Below are 17,638 nucleotides of genomic sequence, written 5' to 3' on the forward strand. Positions count from 1 at the left end.
ATCGCTTCCGCTGCTTGACCAGCCGGTGAGGGCTCCGTGGGGACGGGGTGTCCTCACCGGCTTTCCGCGTCCTGGCCGAGCGGGGTGTCGAGGAGCGCGGTGAGCGTGCGCTTCAGGTCGTCGGTCCGCGGGTCGTCCAGCCCGCCGAGCGGGGTGAGCAGCTGGTCGAGCAGTACCTGTACGGCCGCGATGGCCGGCCGCACGGCCGCCCGCCCCTCACCGGTCAGCGCCAGCCGTACGACCCGGGTGTCCTCGGTGTCCCGGGCGCGGCGGATCAGCCCGGCCGCCTCCAGGGAACGGGCCAGCTTCGAGACGTACAGCGCCTCGAGCCCCGTGTAGTCGGCGAGCTCCCGCTGACTGGGCTGCCGCCCCGACCGCTCCATCCCGCTCAGGGAGGCCAGCAGGACGTACTGGGCGTGGGTCAGGTTCAGGGGCGCGAGGGCCTGGTCGACGGCGGTACGCCACTTGTTGGCCAGGCGCCAGACGAGGTAGCCGGGGGTGGGGCCGAGGGCCTTCGGTGCGTCACTCACGCCCGGTACTGTATATGGCTACTGTCTCGCGCCCGAGGTAGGTGACGCCCGGATCGGCGCCGGGCACCTCGATCTCGTCGAACCCGAGACGGTCGTAGAAGGCCCGGGCGGGCGTGTTGGCGGTGACCATGGAGAGGTGCACGGCCGGTACGCCCCTCTGGTGCAGCGCGTCGAGGAACGTCTCCATCAGCGCCCGCCCGTGTCCCAGCCCCTGCCACTCAGGGAGCAGGTCGATGTGGAGATGGGCCGGGTACGCGGCGACCTCCGGCACGAGCATGCGCTCCGGGTGATGGAGAAGAGGGACGATCTCCTCGTCCGGAGTGCGCGGCGGAGCGCTCGAAGCCGGGTACCGCTCGGCGACCGACGGAAGCCACTTCGCCCGGTAGTCCTCGACGAAACGGGGCGTGTCCGCGGTGCCGAGGATGTATCCGACGGCTCGTCCGTGACCGTCGTCCAGTACGAAGGCCAGGTCCGGCTCCAGGTGGACGTACGGCGCCGCGAAGATCGCCGGAAAGATGGTGGGGTCGGTGTAGTGAGGGCGGCTGTCCTGGCCGACGTGTGCGGTACGGACGCAGATGTCGGCGACGGCCTCGCGGTCGGCCGCGCGGTAGGGGCGGATGGCGGGTACGGGGGCCGAAGTCATCGTCGTACCTTGCTGGTTCGGGAGCGCTCTCGCAAGGAGCAGTCCAGCTCCGCCCAGACCGTTTTGCGGGGATGCGGGCCCGGGGCGACGCCCCAGCGGTCGGCGAGGGCGTCGACGAGGAGAAGACCGCGTCCGGATTCGGCGTCCGGTACCGAGCCGAGGCGAGGGTGACGGTCACCGCGGGTGTCCGTGACCTCGATACGGAGGGTGGTGCCGACGACGTGGAGGGTGACGCGGAAGTCCCTGCCGGGGACGCGGCCGTGGGTGGCCGCGTTGGTCGCGAGTTCGGCCACGATCTGGGCGGCCTCGTCCAACGGGTACTCCCAGGCGCGGAGTTGCTCGGTGGCCAGGAGCCGGGCGAGGCGGGCGCCGCGGGGAGTGGAGGAGAGGAGGGCGGTGAAGTTGCGGACGGGGGTGGCGACTTCTTGGTTCATGTCACTCAGCGTGGCTGATTCTGCTTGCGTGGAGGGGTGACGGTGCCTGTGCGTACGGTGACTGTCCTGGCTTTGTCCTGTGCTGTCTCGGCTGTCTCAGGTGACGTACGGGTACGGGTGCGCGTTGGAGGTGGACATGAACGAGGGTGCGGACGAAGCGGGTTGGGATGTGGAGCCCGGCGACGAGATCGAGCCGTTGGTTCAGGCGGTGGGGCGCCTGCTCAAGGTGTGCCGGGAGGCTGCCGGTGTGCGGGCGGCGGATTTCGCGGAAGTCATGGGCTACGGCGAGGACATGATCCGGAAGATCGAGCGTGGGACCCGCATTCCCCGCCCGGAGTTCCTGGACAGGGCGGACCAGTTCCTGAAGGCACAAGGGCACCTGAGGGCGTTCATGGAGGACGTGCGCAAGGCTCGGTATCCGAAAAAGGTGCGGGAGCTGGCGCAGTTGGAGGAGCGGGCGGTGGAGATGCTGCTGTACAGCAGCCACAACATCCACGGCCTGTTGCAGACGCCGGAGTACGCGCGCACGCTGTTCGGGATGAGGCAACCTGCGCTGAGCGAGGACGTCGTGGAGCGGGAAACTGCCGCACGCGTGGCCCGTAACGCCGTCTTCGATCGGGATCCGGCGCCGACGCTCAGCTTCGTCCAGGAACAGGTGACCCTCGAACGCCCCTACGGTGGGAAGATGGTGCTGCGCCGACAGCTCGAACACCTCTTGGAGGTAACGCAGTTGCGGAATGTCACACTCCAGGTCATGCCGACCGATCGCGAGGAGCACGCCGGGGCGGCGGGCCGGATCCAGGTGCTGAAGTTCGCCGACGGCACGGCGATCGGACGTTCCAGCGGCGCGTTCAACGGGCGCCCGGTCTCGAACCCCAGGGATCTTCGAATCCTTGAACTGCGCTATGGCATGATCCGGGCGCAGGCTCTCACGCCGAGGGAGTCGCAGGCCTTCATCGAGCAAGCGCTGGGGAGACTATGAGCACTGCCGAACTCCACTGGGTCAAGAGCAGTTACAGCGACAGCAGCGAGCCCGGCGACTGCGTCGAGGTGGCCACCACCCCCGCCACCATCCACATCCGTGACTCCAAGACCCCAGAGACTCCTCACCTCGCCGTCTCCCGCGTCACCTGGGCCGCCTTCCTCGACGGCGTTTCCACCAACTGACTGTGGGATCGGGGCGGTACGTTCTCACCGGTACGCCGGGTGCGGGCAAGACGTCGATCCTGCGGGGTCTGGCCGAACTCGGCTACGAGGTCGTGGAAGAGGCGGCCACCGCGGTCATCGCACGGGCGCAGGCCCAAGGCGAGGAGGAGCCGTGGACGCGGGCGGGCTTTGCCGATGAGATCGTCGAGCTGCAGAGACAAAGGCAGTTGGAGACCTGCGCCACAGGCACCGTCCAGGTCTTCGACCGGTCCCCGGTGTGCACGCACGCGCTGGCCAACTACCTGGGGCGGCCGGTGTCCCGGGCCCTGACCGAGGAGATCGAGCGGATCACCGCCGAGGAGATCTACGAGCGGCAGGTGTTCTTCGTCCGCAACCTGGGGTTCTGCGAGCCCACCGCAGCCCGCCGGATCACCTTCCAGGAGTCGCTGGCCTTCGAGGAGCTCCACGAACAGAGCTATCGCGCATTCGGGTACGAACTCGTCGACGTCCCGGCCGGCGACCTTGCGTACCGGGTGGCGGCGGTCAGTTCAGTGATCGGGGTGTAGGCGGCTCAGCGCCTGCATGGCCTCGCGCTCCACGCGGGAAAGGTCGCCAAGGAGGGTGCCTGCCTGTACGAGGTACTTCGGATCGCCTGACGCACCGGCCTGTGTGATCAGTGCCGCGGCTTCCGTCCACAGGGTGGCTGCCTCCGCGTACAACCGGTGGCCGGTGCGCAGGTGGCCGCTGTCGACCTGTTGGGTGCATTCGGCGAGGAAGTCGCGGTAGAGGTTGCGGAACAGGGCGCCGCCGGTCCCGGCCTTCTCCATCAGGAGGGCGGCCTGCGTCAGGTCCCGCTGCGGGTCGTCGGTGCGCTGGAGCCAGGTGCGTACCCGCTTGCCGGCCTTCTCGATGCCGCGGTGGCCGAGGTTGGCGATGGGCGGGTCGAGGAAGGCGTCGGCGCAGGCGGTGATCGCGGGAATGATCCGGGTCTGTGGGGAGGGCAGGTTCCTCGGAACGGTGAGGGTGAAGGACCGGTGCCTGGCGGTCATCGGACCGCGCGCGGCCCTGGCCTCGGCGAGGCTGGTCCGGCTGGTGGACACCGCTCCGCCCTGCTGGTCGGTGTCCACCAGGAAGGCGTCGTGGTCGTCGTAGCCGTACATGGCGACGACATGACCGCCGAAGTGCACCTTCGACCCGAAGTAGTCCAGGTGGTAGCTGTCGAGCTGCAGTCCGACGGGGTGGCCGGCATCGATGGGGGCCACCACGTTCTCCCATGCCCTGCGGGGCGAGGTGGTCTCCTGGACCAGAAGCTCCAGCTCGAGTCCGGTGGCAAGGTTTCTGGTGAGGTCGAAAGGTTTGACCCGTCCCCCCAGGAAGGGAAAGCCCATGTTCTTGCTGTCCCAGTAGATGAAGGACAGACCGGAGCCGAGGCCGAAGAGCATGGGCTCGGACAGATCGAGGCCCTGGTGCCGCAGCAGCACCCCCAGGGCTGTCGTCTCGCAGTGCTGCGTACCGCGGGCATCGATGTCGATCACCGTGCTCATGCCTTCCTCCCCTTCCTGTGACGCCGAAGCGGCTTCGTAGAGTGTTCGGGTGACTGATCAGCCCGCACCTCAGGACCATGCACCCGACCCGCATCTGCCCATGCTTACCGTCCCGCAGGCGGAACGTCTGAGTGGCCTCGCGGTCGACCACTTCATACGGCAGGGCCGGCGCACGACGGTCGGCGGAGGGATCGTCGTACACGAGGACGGTCGCCAGAACCCGCTGACGTCTCTCGCGCACAGGTGCCACGACATCGCCGAGGAGCACTGGCCGGCGGTCGTCGAGGAGTACTTCCGGAGGCTGGATTCGGTGGGGCGAGGGGGCGAGGACGCGGAGGGGCTGCTGCGGAACACCTACCTGCGGCTGCTCCCCGACGACGCCCTGGCCGACATCGCGGACGGGTTCCGCTACGTCCGTCCCGTCTCCGAAGGGCTTCTCGCCGCGCTGGCGCTGGACGCCCCCGAGACCGTTCGGATTCTGGGCGACGCGGATGTCGCGTCGGCCGGGGCCGAGGAGCTGTGGGCGGCGGGGCGGGCGAACGTGCTGGCCGAGGCGGTGGAGTACGAGGCGATGAACGGGCCGTCGGGTGCCGCGCTGCACTCCGTCTACGGCGACTCCCACTTCGTCGCGGCCAAGGCGCTCGTACTGCCCGAGCTGGTGCGGGAGCTCACCGGGCGGGAGCTGCCGGAGAACGGGGCCCTCGTCGTCGTACCGACCAGGCATCTGCTCGCGTTCCATCCGATCGTGGACGGCACGGTCGTGGACGCCGTCAACGAGCTGGGTGCCTATGCCCTCAGGGCTTATCAGGACGGGCCCGGTTCGCTCAGCCCCCGGCTGTACTGGTGGCATCAGGGGCGGCTGGTCTGCCTCACGGCGTTCGACCACGAGACCCGCTCCATGTCGGTCGTACCGCCGCAGGAGTTGATGGACCTGATGAAGCGGCTGCGGGGCGGGCAGAGCGTCAAGGAGGAGTCTCCCTTCGCCGTGGCCCTCGCAGGTGCCTACGACGCCTGTGCCGCGGATCCCGACGCCGAAAGGTCGGAGACCTGGCGAGCCTGGGTCGCGGCCATGCAGGCGGGCAGTGCGTTGTTCGAGGGCGGGGCCGCACAGCCGTACGCCGACGCACGTGCCTGGCTCGACGCCTTCTGGCTCGCGCTGGTCTGCCGGGAGGGCGAGCGGCTGACCCGGCTGAGTCAGGTGCCCCTGGAGGATCTGCGGCGGGTCACCCCGGACACCGACGACTACCTCTTCCACTGGATCGACACGCTGCAGACCTACTGCCTCAGGCGCCCGACGGACGAGCTCGTCCCCAAGCTGCTCGCCACCATGAAGACGTCCAGCCCCGATGTGGCGACCCGCACCGACAAGTACTTCCTGGACCTGGTCGACTACCCGCCCGTCGCCGTCTTCCATCGCGTCGTCACCAACGAACACGAGGCCTTCGCACAGCAGTTGAGCGATGTGCTGAGGTACCACGAGACGTACTGGAGCGGATCGACCGACGACCCGCGCAGCCGCGTGGCACTCGGCCCCCTCGCCATCGCCTGCCTCGCCCACGACGCACGCTTCCCGGTCGACACCGGCTCGCCCTACCTGCCCAAGTACCTCCTCAACGGGGCCTGGTACGGCGAGTTCCCGACGTGACGGGCGGGTGAGGGAACGGCCGTAACCCGGTCGCGTGTCTCGTACACGCACCGCTAGCGTGCCGTGCATGACGACGACCGACACCGAAGGCTCCGGAGCCCACCCCCGTTTCGCCGAGGCCCTGCGCGAGCTGGGCCTCGACGACCTGCACTCCCGCGTCCGGCGCTTCCCGGACGCCACCCGTACCGCCGCCGAGGCCGCGGCGGCCATCGGGTGCGAGTTGAGTCAGATCTGCAAGTCGCTGATCTTCGCGGCGGACGGGGTGCCGGTGCTGGTGCTGATGGACGGCGCCTCCCGGGTGGACCTGGACCTGGTCCGGGAGGCGCTCGGCGCCGACAAGGTTACCCGGGCCAAGGCCGACGTCGTACGGGAGACCACGGGGTATGCGATCGGGGGCGTGCCGCCCTTCGGGCACCGGACCCGGACCCGGGTGCTCGCCGACCGGTCGCTGCTCGACCACGACGTCGTGTGGGCGGCGGCGGGCAACCCGCACGCCGTCTTCCCCATGGAGCCCAAGGACCTTGTCGCCCACGCCGGCGCGACTCTGGTGGACGTGCGCGAGCGCACCTCGTGACCCCGCTGGTCACGGCGGCCGTGCTGCTGGCCGCGGTCACGCACGCCAGCTGGAACGCCATCGCGCACCGGATCACCGACAAGCTCGTCGGGTTCACGCTGATCGCGGGCGGGGGGTCGCTGATCGGGCTGGCCATGATGCCGTTCGTGCCGGTTCCGGCGGCGGGGGCGTGGCCGTATCTGATCGTCTCGGCGGTCGTCCACCTCGCCTACTACGTGCTGCTGATGAGGTCCTTCCGGCTGGGCGACTTCGGGCAGGCGTATCCGATCGCGCGCGGCACCGCACCCCTGGTGGTCACCCTGCTCGCCGCCGTCTTCGCACACGAGGTGCCGGACGGGTGGGCGGCGGCGGGCATCGCCGTCTCCTGCGCGGGGCTGACCGGCGTCGCCCTGTGGGGGATGCGCGGGCGCCGGCCCAACTGGGCGGCGATCGGGGCCGCGTTGGCGACCGGCCTGACCATCGCGGCGTACACCGTCGTCGACGGGCTGGGGGTCCGGGCCTCCGGGTCGTCCCTCGGGTACATCGCCTGGCTGATGGGGGTGGAGGGCGTGGCGATCCCGGTGTACGCGCTCCACCGCCGGCGCGGGCAGTTCGTCACCGTGCTCCGGCCGTTCGCGGCCGTCGGTCTGCTGGGCGCGGCCCTCTCCGTGGCGGCGTACGGGCTGGTCCTGTGGGCCCAGACCAAGGCGGAACTGGCGCCGATCGCCGCGCTGCGCGAGTCGTCGATCATCGTGGGCGCGGCGATCGGGGCCGTGTTCTTCAAGGAGAAGTTCGGAGCCCCGCGCATCGCGGCGGCAGGGCTCCTGGTGGTCGGGATCGGGCTGATGCTGCACGCCGGGTAGGCGTCAGCGCCGTACCGCCACCGCGTCCACCTCGAACAGCATCCCGGGCAGCGCGAGCGAGGCGACACCGCTGAGTGTCTGTGCCGGGAGGCGGTCGCCGGTGGGGGCACCTCCCGCTCGAGCGAAGCCGAGAGTGGGGGAGGGCGTGCAGCGCCTTGCCGAGGATCTCCAGCTTCACGAGGTCGTGGTCGACGATGAACGTGCCCAGGCGGACGACGTGTTCGAAGCCGAGGTCCACGCCCTCCAGGGCCGATCCCAGCCGGTCGAAGGCCAGGTCCACCTGGGCGGCGAAGCCGCCGGGGACGGGGGCGCCGGTGGCGTCCGAGGCGTACTGGCCGCCGATGAAGACGAGTTCCCCGGGCGCGGAGACGGCGTGGCTGTAGCCGAACGGCGTGGGGTCGTGCAGGGCGGGCGGATTGGTGATGGTGCGCTGGTCGGGCGTCATGTCAGGGGAACGCTCGGCGCTGGGCGGCCCATTCCGCCATGACCGGGGGGACGGCAGGGAAAACGGCCGCTGTGTGCCGGAGCCCGTGCGTCCCCGCTCCTGAAGGCGCACCCTGGAAGCAGGTGTTCCGGAGGTGATCGTCATGATGCACACCACTGTGGGTTGGCACATCGAGCTGGAGTTCGAGGAGGATGATCAGCACACGCGGTCGGCCGCGTTGGTGCGCCTTCCCGACGGCACGGAGGTACGTACGCGAGGGCACGCCAGCCGCCACCACACCGACACGAATCAGCCGAGGGTGGGGGAGGAGGTCGCCGCTGCCCGCGCCCTGAACGAACTGGCCATGCAACTGCTGACCAAGGCGCACGACGAGATCGACCAGGCGTCGGGGCGGACCTCCCACCCCATCAACGTCTGAGCCGCTACGGCCGTACGACGCTCCGCACGGCGCGGACCAGCGCCTGCGCCCGCGGATCCGCCGTGACGGTCTTGCGGAAGCCGTTCGTCACATAGCCGAGGGCGACGCCGGTCTCCGGGTCGGCGAAGCCGAGGGAGCCGCCGCGGCCCGGGTGGCCGAACGAACCCGGGCCGAGGAGCGGTGACGCGCTGCCGTGGAGCATGTAGCCGAGGCCGAAGCGGGTGTTCACCACCAGGACGCGGTCCGGTCCCGCCGACTCCTCGGCACGCGCAAGCTCCACCGTCGCCGGGTCGAAGAGGCGTACGCCGTCGACCTCGCCGATCAGCGCCGCGTAGACGCGGGCCAGGCCGTCGGCGGTCGCGATGCCGTTGGTCGCGGGCAGGGCGGCCGCCCGGTACGCCGGGTCGTTCTGGTCGGGGAAGGGGGTGATCGCGGTGAAGGCGCGACGGGTGAGGGAGGCCGGGTCGTCGTAGGCCTCGGTGACCGCACGCTTGGGACGGACCCGCAGGGCCGCCCCGGTGGCGGGCTCCGGCGTCTCGATACGGCCCACCCGGCCCGTCCGGCCCGCCGCCTCCTCGGCCTCCGGCAGGCCCAGCCACAGGTCGGCGCCCAGCGGTCCGGCGATCTCCGCCGCGATCCACTCGCCGGCCCACCGGCCCGTCACGCGCCGCACCAGCTCGTCCAGCATCCAGCCGTACGTCAGCGCGTGGTAGCCGTGGTCGGTGCCGGGCTCCCAGACCGGGGCCTGGGCCGCGACCGCCTCGGCGCCCCGCGCCGGGTCCAGCGCCTCGGCCGGCGTGAGCGGACGGTCGAGGACCGGAAGGCCGGAACGGTGGTTCAGCACGTGCCTGACCAGCACCCGCTCCTTGCCGCGCGCCTTGAACTCCGGCCAGTACTCGCCCACCGGCGCGTCCAGGTCCAGCAGCCCGCGCTGGTGCAGCAGCAGCGGTACGGCGGCGGCGACGCCCTTCGTCGCCGAGCGCACGATCTGCGCGGTGCCGCGCCGCCAGGGCTCGGTCCCGTCGACGTCCCTGGTACCGGCCCACAGGTCGACGACCCTGCGCCCGTCCCGGTAGACGGCGAGTGCCGCGCCCCGGTCCCCGAGTGCCTCGAAGTTCCGCAGGAACGCTTCCCTGACCGGCTCGAAGCCCTCGGCGACTGTGCCGTTCACGTCCACGTCCGTACTCCTTGTCACATGGTGCCGCTGTCCTCTCTCAGCCAAGCAGGATGGTCACGTCGATGTTCCCGCGGGTCGCGTTCGAGTACGGGCAGACCTCGTGCGCCGCGTCGACCAGCTTCCCCGCGATGTCCGGGTCGAGGACCGGGAGCGAGACGCTGAGGGCGACCGCGAGGCCGTAGCCGCGCTGCTTGTTGGGGCCGATGCCGACCTTCGCGGCGACCGTGGAGCCGGACAGGTCGTAGCCGGACCGGCGGCCGACCATCACCAGCGCGTTGTGGAAGCAGGAGCTGTAGCCGGCCGCGAACAGCTGCTCCGGGTTGGTGCCGTTGCCGTCCCCGCCGAGCTCCGGCGGCATCGCGACCTTCAGCTCGATCTGCCCGTCCTGACTGGTGACATAGCCGTCCCGGCCGCCGTGGGCGGTGGCCTCGGCGACGTACGCGATCTTCGTCGGACGGGTGTCGACAGCGGTGTCGACGGCGGTGTCGTCAGTCATGGCCGGCTCCCCCCGGAACGGGTGTGCGCAAATGCATCGTGCACAAGGTACTGGCTGGTAGGTCAGTCGCCGTTACCAGGGGGTGGCAACCGTCGGTAACCCGAGATCAGCGCGTGCGGTCCGCCGCCGCCTCGGCCTTCTCCGCGAGCCGCCACAGCTCCTCGCGCAACCGCTCGACCTCCGCGCCGTCGAACTCCGTCGCCGTGAGCAGGGCGCCGGGCACGTGTGCCGCACGCTCCTTGAGCTCTTCCCCGCGCCCCGTGCACGCGACCAGCACCGAGCGCTCGTCGCTCACCGCGCGCTCCCGGCGCACCAGCCCCGCGCTCTCCAGCCGCTTGAGCAATGGCGACACCGTGCCGTAGTCGAGGCGCAGCGCGCCCGCCAGCTCCTTCACGGTGATCTCGCCGCGCTCCCACAGCACCAGCAGCACGAGGTACTGCGGGTAGGTCAGGCCGAGGTCCTCCAGGAGCGGCCGGTACGCGGCCGTCACCGCGCGCTGCGCGGCGTACAGCGCGAAGCACAGCTGGTCGTCCAGCAGCAGGGACCCGGCGTCCTCTTGGTTCGTCACGCGCCCATTGTCACGGACGGCCGTCGGGAGCCGGCACGGATCGCGGATCGAAACCGAAGGGCAACTCCAGCCGGTGCGCGCGCATCAGCGCGTCGTCGGCGAGCAGCTCCGCGGTCTTCCCGTCGGCGGCGATCGTGCCGTCGCTCAGGACCAGTGAGCGCGGGCACAGCTCCAGGGCGTAGGGCAGGTCGTGCGTGACCATCAGGACACTCACGTCCAACGACCGCAGGATGTCGGCCAGTTCGCGGCGGGAGGCCGGGTCGAGGTTGGAGGAGGGCTCGTCGAGGACGAGGATCTCCGGCTCCATCGCCAGCACCGTCGCGACCGCGACCCGGCGTCGCTGCCCGAAGGAGAGGTGGTGCGGCGGCCGCTGTGCGAAGTCCTGCATGCCGACCCGCTCCAGGGCCGTACGCACCCGCTCCTCCAGCTCGGGCCCCTTCAGCCCGGCCGCCGCCGGCCCGAACGCCACGTCCTCGCGCACGGTCGGCATGAAGAGCTGGTCGTCCGGGTCCTGGAAGACGATGCCGACCTTGCGCCGGATCTCGGCCATGTGCTGCCTGCCGACGGGCAGTCCGGCGACCTTCACCGTGCCGGTGCCGCCGGACAGGATGCCGTTGAGGTGCAGCACCAGGGTCGTCTTGCCGGCACCGTTCGGCCCGAGCAGCGCGACCCGCTCGCCGCGCGCGAGGGAGAAGTCCACGCCGAACAGCGCCTGGTGTCCGTCGGGATAGGCGAAGGCGAGGCCCGAGACCTCGAGGGAAGCGGTCACAGCGTCCATCCCAGCAGACATACGACGAGGGCGGCGAACGGGAGGGTCAGCGCGTACGACCACTGCGCCCGGGACGCGGTCACCTCGTCGATGACCGGCATCGAACCGGCGTACCCGCGACTGACCATGGCCAGGTGCACGCGCTCGCCGCGCTCGTAGGAGCGGATGAACAGCGCCCCGGCGGACTTCGCGAGGACGCCCCAGTGCTTCACGCCGCGCGCCTCGAAGCCGCGCGACTCCCGGGCGATCCGCATCCGCCGCATCTCGTCCGTGATGACGTCGCCGTAGCGGATCATGAAGGAGGCGATCTGCACGAGCAGCGGGGGGAGCTTCAACCGCTGCAGTCCCAGCAGGAGTTCACGCAGTTCGGTCGTGGAGGCGAGGAGTACGGAGGCGGCGACGCCCAGGGTGCCCTTGGCGAGCACGTTCCAGGCGCCCCACAGGCCGCTCACGCTCAGCTGGAGACCCAGTACCCCGACCCGCTCGCCCTCCGCCACGAACGGCATCAGCACCGCGAAGGCGACGAACGGGACCTCGATCAGCAGCCGCTTGAGGAGGAATCCGGCGGGCACGCGGGCCGCGTACGCGACGCACGCCAGGAGCGCGGCGTACAGGCCGAACGCCCACATCGCCTCCCGCGGCGTCGACACCACGACCACCACGAAGGCGAAGGTCGCCGCGAGTTTCGTGTGCGGCGGCAGGGCGTGCACGGGCGAGTGCCCGTGCCGGTAGAGCCTGTGCGCTCCCCCACGCTCGAATGCGCTCGCGCGGGAGGTACCCCCATCGGCGCCCATGTCAGACGTTCTCCACGGCAGTGGGGGAGACGTCGTTCGTGCGACGCCTGCGCACCGCCCAGAACACCGTGCTGCCCGCGACGACCGTGACGCCGACACCGATCACGCCGGCGAGGCCGCCGGAGAGACGGGCGTCCTCGACGTCCGTGACGCCGTAGTCGGCGAGCGGGGAGTCCGCGTTCGCGTGCTCCTCGGCCTTCGCGTCGATGCCCTTGTCGGCTGCGACCTTCTCCAGGCCGTCGGGGTCGGCGGAGGCGTAGAAGCTGGCGAACCCGGCGAGGAGGAGGGACGTGACCAGGCCGGCGATCCACACCTTGCGGTGGGAGCGGGCGGCCACGGGGGCCGGTTCCGCCGCGGGGACGTCGACGAGCTCGCCGTTGACCCGCAGCTTGAGCTTCTGCTGGAGGCCGCGGGCGCCGTACACGAGGTCCGGGCGTACGGCGATGACGGCGCCGACGGTCAGGGCGGTGATCGCGGCCTCGCCGATGCCGATGAGGACGTGTACGCCGATCATGGCGGTGGCGACCTTGCCGATGGAGACGTCGGTGGTGCCGCCGAGCCAGTAGAGGAAGGTGAAGGCGAGGGCCGCGGCCGGCACGGAGAGCAGGGCGGCGACGAAGGAGGCGACGGTGATGGAGCGCCGCTTGCGGGGCAGGACCTTCACCAGCCCGCGGAAGACGGCGTAGGCGACGACCGTCGTGACGATCGCCATGTCCGTGATGTTCACGCCGAGCGCGGTCAGGCCGCCGTCCGCGAACAGGATGCCCTGCATGAGCAGGACCACGGAGATGCACAGAACCCCTGTGCAGGGGCCGACGAGTATCGCCGCGAGGGCGCCGCCGAGCAGATGTCCGCTTGTTCCCGCCGCTACGGGGAAGTTGAGCATCTGTACGGCGAAGATGAACGCGGCCACCAGGCCGGCCAGCGGCGCGGTGCGTTCGTCCAGCTCGCGGCGCGCGCCGCGCAGGCTCACGGCGACGGCGGCCGCAGCGACCGCTCCGGTCGCCACGGAGATGGGGGCGTCGATGAATCCGTCAGGCACATGCACCGTTCGATGATAGTGGCTTGTTGCGAACGAGTTGCAAGAGAGACGCATTACGAACAGCCATACGCAGTCATGAGCAAGCTGTGTGGCCCCAGGGGCGGAATCCGGGAAATATGCGACGCTTGGTGGGGGATCGGATGCACAGCTTCCGCACAAGTTACACAGCGTGAGAGGGCCGTCACGATGTCTGTAGTCGAACAGTACGCGCGAGCCCACATCGTTTCGGACGTGGACATCGTGGAGGACGAGGCGGTCCCCGTGATCCTGCGGTACGACCCCGAGGCCGACCCGCGTTCGGTAAGGGTCGGTCTGCCCAGCACCCACGACGAGTGGACCTTCTCACGCTCACTTCTCGAACAGGGCCTGCGCGCCCCGGCCGGCAGCGGAGAGGTCCGCGTGTGGCCGTGCGGGCGGGTGCAGGCCGTGGTCGAGTTCCACTCCGAGCAGGGCGTCTCGGTGGTCCAGTTCGAGACGAAGGCACTGCTCAGGTTCCTGCGGCGGACGTACATGGCGACCCCGGTGGGATCCCGGGAGTCAGCCGCCCGTCTTCAGCAGTGACGCCACGATCGGACCGGCCGTGTCACCGCCGTGGCCGCCCTGCTGGACCACACCCGCGGCCGCGAGGTCACCCCGGTACGCGGTGAACCAGCCGTTCGGCTTCTTCTGGCCGTCGACCTCCGCCGAGCCCGTCTTCGCGCCGACGTTCCCGGTGACCCCGGACATCGCCTCCGCGGCCGTGCCGTAGGCCGCCGTGTACGCCATCAGCTCCCGCAGCTGGGAGAGGGTGCCCGCGGACATCGTGCGCGAGGCCGTCGCCAGCGTGCGGTTGTCGACCGACGGGGACACCAGGTAGGGCTGCTTGAAGGTGCCGGACTCGACGGTCGCCGACACCGACGCCATGTTCAGCGGGTTCATACGGACCGCGCCCTGTCCGATGAGCGAGGCCGCCATCTGGGCCGCGCTCTGCACCGGCACCGAGCCGTCGAAGGACGGCACGCCGATGGCCCAGTTGTTCATGGAGAGGCCGAAGACCTGCTGGGCCTGCTCGGTGAGGTCGCTGTTCTCCAGGTCGGGCGCCTGGCTGATGAAGGCGGTGTTGCAGGAGCGGGCGAAGCTCGCCTTGAAGGTGCCGCCCTTGATCTGGAACTTGTCGTCGTTCTGGAACTTCCAGCCGCCGTACGTGAAGTACTTCGGGCAGGGGTGCGCCTTGTCCGCCGACGCCAGCCCCTTCTCGATCAGCAGCGAGGAGGTGATGACCTTCATCGTGGAGCCCGGGGCGAGGGAGCCCTGGAAGGCGGTGTTGAAGCCGTGGGAGGCGTTCGCGACCGCCAGGATCTCGCCGGTCGACGGCCGCAGCACCACGACCGACGACCGCGCCTTCTTGGCCACCTGCGCCTCGGCCGCCGTCTGGAGCGTCGGGTTCAGGGTCGTCTTCACGGTGCCCGGCGTGCCCTTGCTCAGTTCCAGCAGGGTCTTGTCGGATGCCTTCGACGACTTCGCCGACTTGCCGCGGACGACACGGAGCTCGATGCCCGCCTTGCCGCCGGCCGTCTTGCCGTACTTCTCGCGCAGCCCGTCGAGGACCGCGCCCAGCGACGGGTACTTGGCCTCGGTCAGCTCGCCGCCGTCCCGGTCGACCGCCTTGATCGGCGGGGTCCCGGACTCGCCGGTGACCAGGGTGTCGCCGTCCTGGAGGTCGGGGTGCAGGACGGCGGAGTGCCAGTCGACCAGCGGCTTTCCGTCGCTGGTGCCGCGGACGACGGTGAGGGCGCTGTCGTACGCCAGCGGCTTCTCGGTGCCCTTGTACGACACCGTCCCCTTCACGGAGAAGGGGACCTTGTCGCCGGTGCGGGTGCCCGCGGTGAGCGTGACGCCCGTGATGTGGGCGTCCTTGATGTAGCCGGTCAGCAGGGCGGTCGCCGACTTCGAGTCGTCCGTGGCGGCGGCCGCCGCGGCCACCTTGCCCTGCTGCCAGGCCCTGAGGAACGTCTGCGCGGCGGTGGTGACCTCGGTCGCCGAGAGGGGGCCGGACGGGATGTCCTTCGCCTTGTCATCGGCGGTGGCGGACGTCGGCTGCGTCCGGTCGTCGGCCGCCGCCCCGCCGCCGAACAGCGCGTACACGCCGAAGCCGACGCCGCCGACGACCACGGCGATCATCCCGCCGACCACGGCGGGCTTGGTCTTCCGTCGCTCGGCGACGCGCCTTCTGTTACCCACAGCCTTCGATCCTCCGCAAGATCCCCAGGGTCCCCGTTGCCCTCATCCACCTCAACGACGACACCACCCTAGGGTCCCGTCCTGTGGGGGTGACTTCAGCCGGCAGCTCGTAGCACATCTGCGACAATCGGGCCCGCCGCGTCGCCGCCGTGTCCGCCCTCCTCGGTCATGGCCGCCGCCGCCACGTCGTTGCGGAAGCCGGTGAACCAGCTGTTGGACACGGCCTGCCCGTCGACCTCGGCGGAGCCGGTCTTCGCGCCGATGTCCCCGCCGAGCGCGGCCATCGCCTGTCGGGCGGTGCCCTGGGTCGCGGTGAGCCGCATCATCTGCTTGAGCTGGGCGGCGGTGTTGTACGGCAGCCCCTTGGCGGTGGCCAGTTGGCGGTCGTCGAGCTTCGGCGACACCAGGTAGGGCTGGCGGAAGTCGCCGGTGATGGCGGTGGCCGTCACGGAGGCCATGTTCAGCGGGTTCATCTGGACCTGCCCCTGGCCGATGGCGTTGGCCGCGCGGTCCGGGCCGCCGGAGGCGGGGACACGGCCGTCGAAGGAGACGACGCCGGTCTTCCAGTCCAGGCCGATCCCGAAGCGCGTTTGGGCCTCCGTGGTCAACGACTCGTCGCTCAGCGGCTTCTCGTCGACGAGTTTGACGAAGGCGGTGTTGCAGGACCGCATGAAGCTGTTGGCGAGCGTGGCGTTCAGGTTGGGCTTCATGCCCGTGAGGTTCTTGAAGGTCTGGCTCTGCCACACGGCGGTGTTCTCGCAGGGCGCCGGGCCGTTCATCGAGGTCACGCCGTTGTCTATGAGCATCGCGGCGGTGACGATCTTCATCGTGGAGCCGGGCGCGACCGTGCCCTCGAAGGCCGCGTTGAAGGCGTCCTTACGGTTGTTGGCCACCGCCAGCACCTCACCGGTACTGGGCTTGACGGCGACGACCGACGACTGGGCGTACCGCTTGACGGCCTTCTCCGCCGCGGCCTGCGCGGTCGCGCTGAGCGTGGTCTCCAGCTTGCCCGGCCTGCCCTCGACGAGGGTCAGCAGCGGGGTGTCGGCGGCGCCCTCGGTCGCGTGGTGGATCACCAGTTCGATGCCCGGAGTGCCGCCGGCCTTGTCGCCGTACTTGGCACGCAGTGCGTCCAGGATCGGCCCGAGGGAGGGGTACTTCTCCTTCGTCAGCTCGGTCCCGTTCCGGTCGACGGCCTCGATCGGCGGGTTCGCGGACTCCTCGGTGACCAGGGTGTCGTCCCGCTGCAACTCGGGATGGATCACGGAGGGCTGCCAGTCCACCAGTGCCCGCCCGGTGGTGATGCCGCGCACGACGGTCAGCTCGCTCTTGTACGTCAGCGGCTTGGACTTCCCGTCGTACGACACCTTCGCCTTCACCGTGTAGGGCACCGTCGCGCCCGACGCCGTACCGGGGGTGATCTTCACCTCGCCGATGTGGGCGGCCCCGCCGTACGCCGTCAGCAGCGGCTCGGCCGCCGTGTCGTTGTTCGTGTACGCCGCCGCGTCGGCCGCGTCGCCCTTCTCCCAGGCCGCGAAGAACTTGGCGGTGGTCTCCTTGACCTCGTCCGCGCTCGGCGGCCCGCTCTTCACCGGCGCCGGCCCGGCCGCGCCCGTCGTTCCTGTTCCCCCGTCACCGTTCAGCGCGGACACGACGTTGTACGCCCCGTACCCCGCGCCGCCGACCATCACGGCAAACACACTGCCGATGACGGCGGCCTTGACCCCCTTGCCCATACGGTGCTTCCCCTCCCCGTTGCGCCTTCCCCGCATCTTCTGAACGCGTTCAGAAAGGCTGCCTGTGGGTGGCACTCTATGCGCAAGCTGTTACTGCCGTAACGGGTGTTTCCCTTTTGTTGAGCGAATGTGTGCGGATCCGTGCTGGGTACTCCGGGCGCCTTCTTCTGAGTACCGCTACTCATGCCCGGCCCTCCGCGCCCCGACCAAGCTGGTCCTACACCGACCAAGGGGGAGTCAATCGTGCGCAAGACCATCCTGGGCCTCGCACTGGCCGGAACAGCGGCCGCCGTACTGCTGACCGGCTGCTCGATGTCGATGGAGGACGCGAGCTGCGGCGGCGGCGAGTACGGCGTCATCGCCGTGGGCAGCACCGGCAGCGCCTGCGTACCCGACGACGAGGATCCGCCGAAGGGGTGGTGAGCTGCTGCCGGTGGGCTGGGTTCTAGCGCGTTTTGGTGTGCAGGGGTGAGTGCTGGGTTCTTGTCTGGGTGGGTGTGGGTGCCCGGAACCGTTCCGGGGAGGGGAACGGTGGTTCCTGTGTCGAATGGGTGACCTTTGCGGGTGGTGTTCGTTGGGTGCGGTGAGGGGGCTTCACGGGGCGGGATTTTGGGG

21 protein-coding genes and 1 pseudogene are annotated in these 17,638 nt (G+C 70.2%); 9 read left to right on the forward strand and 13 right to left on the reverse strand.

Annotated elements, in window-relative coordinates:
• Positions 1–53: 53 nt before the first annotated feature.
• Genes ADK57_RS39465 through ADK57_RS39475 form a run of 3 tightly spaced genes read right to left on the reverse strand, consistent with a single transcriptional unit; the run spans position 54 to position 1,607 of the window.
• The gene (locus ADK57_RS39465; protein ID WP_053754532.1) at positions 54–530 is read right to left on the reverse strand and encodes a MarR family winged helix-turn-helix transcriptional regulator; all 477 of its coding nucleotides are present in this window, start codon (positions 528–530) and stop codon (positions 54–56) included.
• On the reverse strand, positions 523–1,173 hold the full coding sequence (locus ADK57_RS39470) for a GNAT family N-acetyltransferase (protein WP_053754533.1): 651 nt from the start codon (positions 1,171–1,173) through the stop codon (positions 523–525). Before ADK57_RS39470 ends, ADK57_RS39465 begins: the two co-directional genes overlap by 8 nt.
• Positions 1,170–1,607, reverse strand: a complete 438-nt coding sequence (locus ADK57_RS39475; protein ID WP_053754534.1) for an ATP-binding protein — start codon at positions 1,605–1,607, stop codon at positions 1,170–1,172. The genes ADK57_RS39470 and ADK57_RS39475 overlap by 4 nt, the downstream gene beginning before the upstream one ends.
• Positions 1,608–1,743: 136 nt before the next feature.
• Between ADK57_RS39475 and ADK57_RS39480 the strand changes: the two genes are divergently transcribed.
• Genes ADK57_RS39480 through ADK57_RS39490 form a run of 3 tightly spaced genes read left to right on the forward strand, consistent with a single transcriptional unit; the run spans position 1,744 to position 3,319 of the window.
• Positions 1,744–2,589 (forward strand): helix-turn-helix domain-containing protein, encoded by an 846-nt coding sequence (locus tag ADK57_RS39480; RefSeq protein ID WP_053754557.1) that lies wholly within the window; start codon positions 1,744–1,746, stop codon positions 2,587–2,589.
• A complete protein-coding gene (locus ADK57_RS39485) occupies positions 2,586–2,774 on the forward strand; it encodes a DUF397 domain-containing protein (RefSeq protein WP_053754535.1) in 189 nt (62 codons plus the stop codon). The genes ADK57_RS39480 and ADK57_RS39485 overlap by 4 nt, the downstream gene beginning before the upstream one ends.
• A gap of 2 nt (positions 2,775–2,776) precedes the next feature.
• On the forward strand, positions 2,777–3,319 hold the full coding sequence (locus ADK57_RS39490) for an ATP-binding protein (protein WP_053754536.1): 543 nt from the start codon (positions 2,777–2,779) through the stop codon (positions 3,317–3,319).
• On the opposite strand, the gene ADK57_RS39495 is transcribed toward ADK57_RS39490, so the two are convergent.
• Positions 3,302–4,297, reverse strand: a complete 996-nt coding sequence (locus ADK57_RS39495) for a BtrH N-terminal domain-containing protein (protein WP_053754537.1) — start codon at positions 4,295–4,297, stop codon at positions 3,302–3,304. The genes ADK57_RS39490 and ADK57_RS39495 overlap by 18 nt on opposite strands.
• 49 nt (positions 4,298–4,346) lie before the next feature.
• Between ADK57_RS39495 and ADK57_RS39500 the strand changes: the two genes are divergently transcribed.
• From ADK57_RS39500 to ADK57_RS39510, 3 genes are all read left to right on the forward strand, one after another.
• Positions 4,347–5,942 carry an immunity 49 family protein gene (locus ADK57_RS39500; RefSeq protein ID WP_063786081.1) on the forward strand — a complete coding sequence of 532 codons (1,596 nt, stop codon included), beginning with the start codon at positions 4,347–4,349 and terminating at the stop codon, positions 5,940–5,942.
• Positions 5,943–6,009: 67 nt separating this feature from the next.
• Positions 6,010–6,516 (forward strand): YbaK/EbsC family protein, encoded by a 507-nt coding sequence (locus ADK57_RS39505; protein ID WP_053754538.1) that lies wholly within the window; start codon positions 6,010–6,012, stop codon positions 6,514–6,516.
• Positions 6,513–7,358: a DMT family transporter gene (locus tag ADK57_RS39510; RefSeq protein ID WP_053754539.1), complete on the forward strand. Its 846-nt coding sequence runs from the start codon at positions 6,513–6,515 to the stop codon at positions 7,356–7,358. The genes ADK57_RS39505 and ADK57_RS39510 overlap by 4 nt, the downstream gene beginning before the upstream one ends.
• Before the next feature lie 3 nt (positions 7,359–7,361).
• Here ADK57_RS39510 and ADK57_RS48395 read toward each other — a convergent pair.
• Positions 7,362–7,803 (reverse strand): annotated as a pseudogene (locus tag ADK57_RS48395) (RidA family protein).
• A gap of 142 nt (positions 7,804–7,945) precedes the next feature.
• Here ADK57_RS48395 and ADK57_RS39520 point away from each other — a divergent pair.
• On the forward strand, positions 7,946–8,221 hold the full coding sequence (locus ADK57_RS39520; protein ID WP_053754559.1) for a DUF1876 domain-containing protein: 276 nt from the start codon (positions 7,946–7,948) through the stop codon (positions 8,219–8,221).
• 4 nt (positions 8,222–8,225) lie between these two features.
• Here the strand turns inward: ADK57_RS39520 and ADK57_RS39525 are convergent, their stop codons facing one another.
• The 6 genes from ADK57_RS39525 to ADK57_RS39550 all read right to left on the reverse strand — a co-directional run bounded on the left by ADK57_RS39525 (position 8,226) and on the right by ADK57_RS39550 (position 13,073).
• Positions 8,226–9,398 carry a serine hydrolase domain-containing protein gene (locus tag ADK57_RS39525; protein ID WP_053754541.1) on the reverse strand — a complete coding sequence of 391 codons (1,173 nt, stop codon included), beginning with the start codon at positions 9,396–9,398 and terminating at the stop codon, positions 8,226–8,228.
• Between the two features lie 37 nt (positions 9,399–9,435).
• Positions 9,436–9,894 (reverse strand): organic hydroperoxide resistance protein, encoded by a 459-nt coding sequence (locus tag ADK57_RS39530; protein WP_053754542.1) that lies wholly within the window; start codon positions 9,892–9,894, stop codon positions 9,436–9,438.
• 106 nt (positions 9,895–10,000) lie between these two features.
• Positions 10,001–10,462 (reverse strand): MarR family winged helix-turn-helix transcriptional regulator, encoded by a 462-nt coding sequence (locus ADK57_RS39535; RefSeq protein ID WP_053754543.1) that lies wholly within the window; start codon positions 10,460–10,462, stop codon positions 10,001–10,003.
• A 10-nt stretch (positions 10,463–10,472) separates the two neighbouring features.
• Positions 10,473–11,252 (reverse strand): ABC transporter ATP-binding protein, encoded by a 780-nt coding sequence (locus tag ADK57_RS39540; RefSeq protein WP_199830781.1) that lies wholly within the window; start codon positions 11,250–11,252, stop codon positions 10,473–10,475.
• Positions 11,228–12,025, reverse strand: a complete 798-nt coding sequence (gene cbiQ, locus ADK57_RS39545; protein WP_053754545.1) for a cobalt ECF transporter T component CbiQ — start codon at positions 12,023–12,025, stop codon at positions 11,228–11,230. The genes ADK57_RS39540 and cbiQ overlap by 25 nt, the downstream gene beginning before the upstream one ends.
• Position 12,026: 1 nt before the next feature.
• Complete coding sequence (locus tag ADK57_RS39550) at positions 12,027–13,073, reverse strand: energy-coupling factor ABC transporter permease (RefSeq protein ID WP_053754546.1); 1,047 nt, start codon at positions 13,071–13,073, stop codon at positions 12,027–12,029.
• 180 nt (positions 13,074–13,253) lie between these two features.
• Here ADK57_RS39550 and ADK57_RS39555 point away from each other — a divergent pair, with 180 nt between their 5' ends.
• On the forward strand, positions 13,254–13,628 hold the full coding sequence (locus tag ADK57_RS39555; protein WP_053754547.1) for an SsgA family sporulation/cell division regulator: 375 nt from the start codon (positions 13,254–13,256) through the stop codon (positions 13,626–13,628).
• Here the strand turns inward: ADK57_RS39555 and ADK57_RS39560 are convergent.
• Positions 13,605–15,287 carry a penicillin-binding transpeptidase domain-containing protein gene (locus tag ADK57_RS39560; RefSeq protein WP_053754548.1) on the reverse strand — a complete coding sequence of 561 codons (1,683 nt, stop codon included), beginning with the start codon at positions 15,285–15,287 and terminating at the stop codon, positions 13,605–13,607. The two genes, ADK57_RS39555 and ADK57_RS39560, sit on opposite strands and share 24 nt — an antisense overlap.
• A gap of 95 nt (positions 15,288–15,382) precedes the next feature.
• Positions 15,383–17,023, reverse strand: a complete 1,641-nt coding sequence (locus ADK57_RS39565; protein WP_053754549.1) for a penicillin-binding transpeptidase domain-containing protein — start codon at positions 17,021–17,023, stop codon at positions 15,383–15,385.
• A 243-nt stretch (positions 17,024–17,266) separates the two neighbouring features.
• Here ADK57_RS39565 and ADK57_RS39570 point away from each other — a divergent pair, with 243 nt between their 5' ends.
• Positions 17,267–17,446, forward strand: a complete 180-nt coding sequence (locus ADK57_RS39570; protein WP_053754550.1) for a hypothetical protein — start codon at positions 17,267–17,269, stop codon at positions 17,444–17,446.
• Positions 17,447–17,638: the final 192 nt, after the last annotated feature.

The organism is Streptomyces sp. MMG1533 (assembly GCF_001279775.1).
In the GTDB taxonomy this organism is placed as follows: domain Bacteria; phylum Actinomycetota; class Actinomycetes; order Streptomycetales; family Streptomycetaceae; genus Streptomyces.

Excerpts from the sequence above, each read along its gene's own strand:
- ADK57_RS39565 (WP_053754549.1), bottom strand. The coding sequence starts at position 17,023 with ATGGGCAAGGGGGTCAAGGCCGCCGTCATCGGCAGTGTGTTTGCCGTG.
- ADK57_RS39530 (WP_053754542.1), bottom strand. The coding sequence starts at position 9,894 with ATGACTGACGACACCGCCGTCGACACCGCTGTCGACACCCGTCCGACG.
- ADK57_RS39470 (WP_053754533.1), bottom strand. The coding sequence starts at position 1,173 with ATGACTTCGGCCCCCGTACCCGCCATCCGCCCCTACCGCGCGGCCGAC.
- cbiQ (WP_053754545.1), bottom strand. The coding sequence starts at position 12,025 with ATGGGCGCCGATGGGGGTACCTCCCGCGCGAGCGCATTCGAGCGTGGG.
- ADK57_RS39480 (WP_053754557.1), top strand. The coding sequence starts at position 1,744 with ATGAACGAGGGTGCGGACGAAGCGGGTTGGGATGTGGAGCCCGGCGAC.
- ADK57_RS39485 (WP_053754535.1), top strand. The coding sequence starts at position 2,586 with ATGAGCACTGCCGAACTCCACTGGGTCAAGAGCAGTTACAGCGACAGC.
- ADK57_RS39555 (WP_053754547.1), top strand. The coding sequence starts at position 13,254 with ATGTCTGTAGTCGAACAGTACGCGCGAGCCCACATCGTTTCGGACGTG.
- ADK57_RS39475 (WP_053754534.1), bottom strand. The coding sequence starts at position 1,607 with ATGAACCAAGAAGTCGCCACCCCCGTCCGCAACTTCACCGCCCTCCTC.
- ADK57_RS39520 (WP_053754559.1), top strand. The coding sequence starts at position 7,946 with ATGATGCACACCACTGTGGGTTGGCACATCGAGCTGGAGTTCGAGGAG.
- ADK57_RS39540 (WP_199830781.1), bottom strand. The coding sequence starts at position 11,252 with ATGTCTGCTGGGATGGACGCTGTGACCGCTTCCCTCGAGGTCTCGGGC.
- ADK57_RS39495 (WP_053754537.1), bottom strand. The coding sequence starts at position 4,297 with ATGAGCACGGTGATCGACATCGATGCCCGCGGTACGCAGCACTGCGAG.
- ADK57_RS39505 (WP_053754538.1), top strand. The coding sequence starts at position 6,010 with ATGACGACGACCGACACCGAAGGCTCCGGAGCCCACCCCCGTTTCGCC.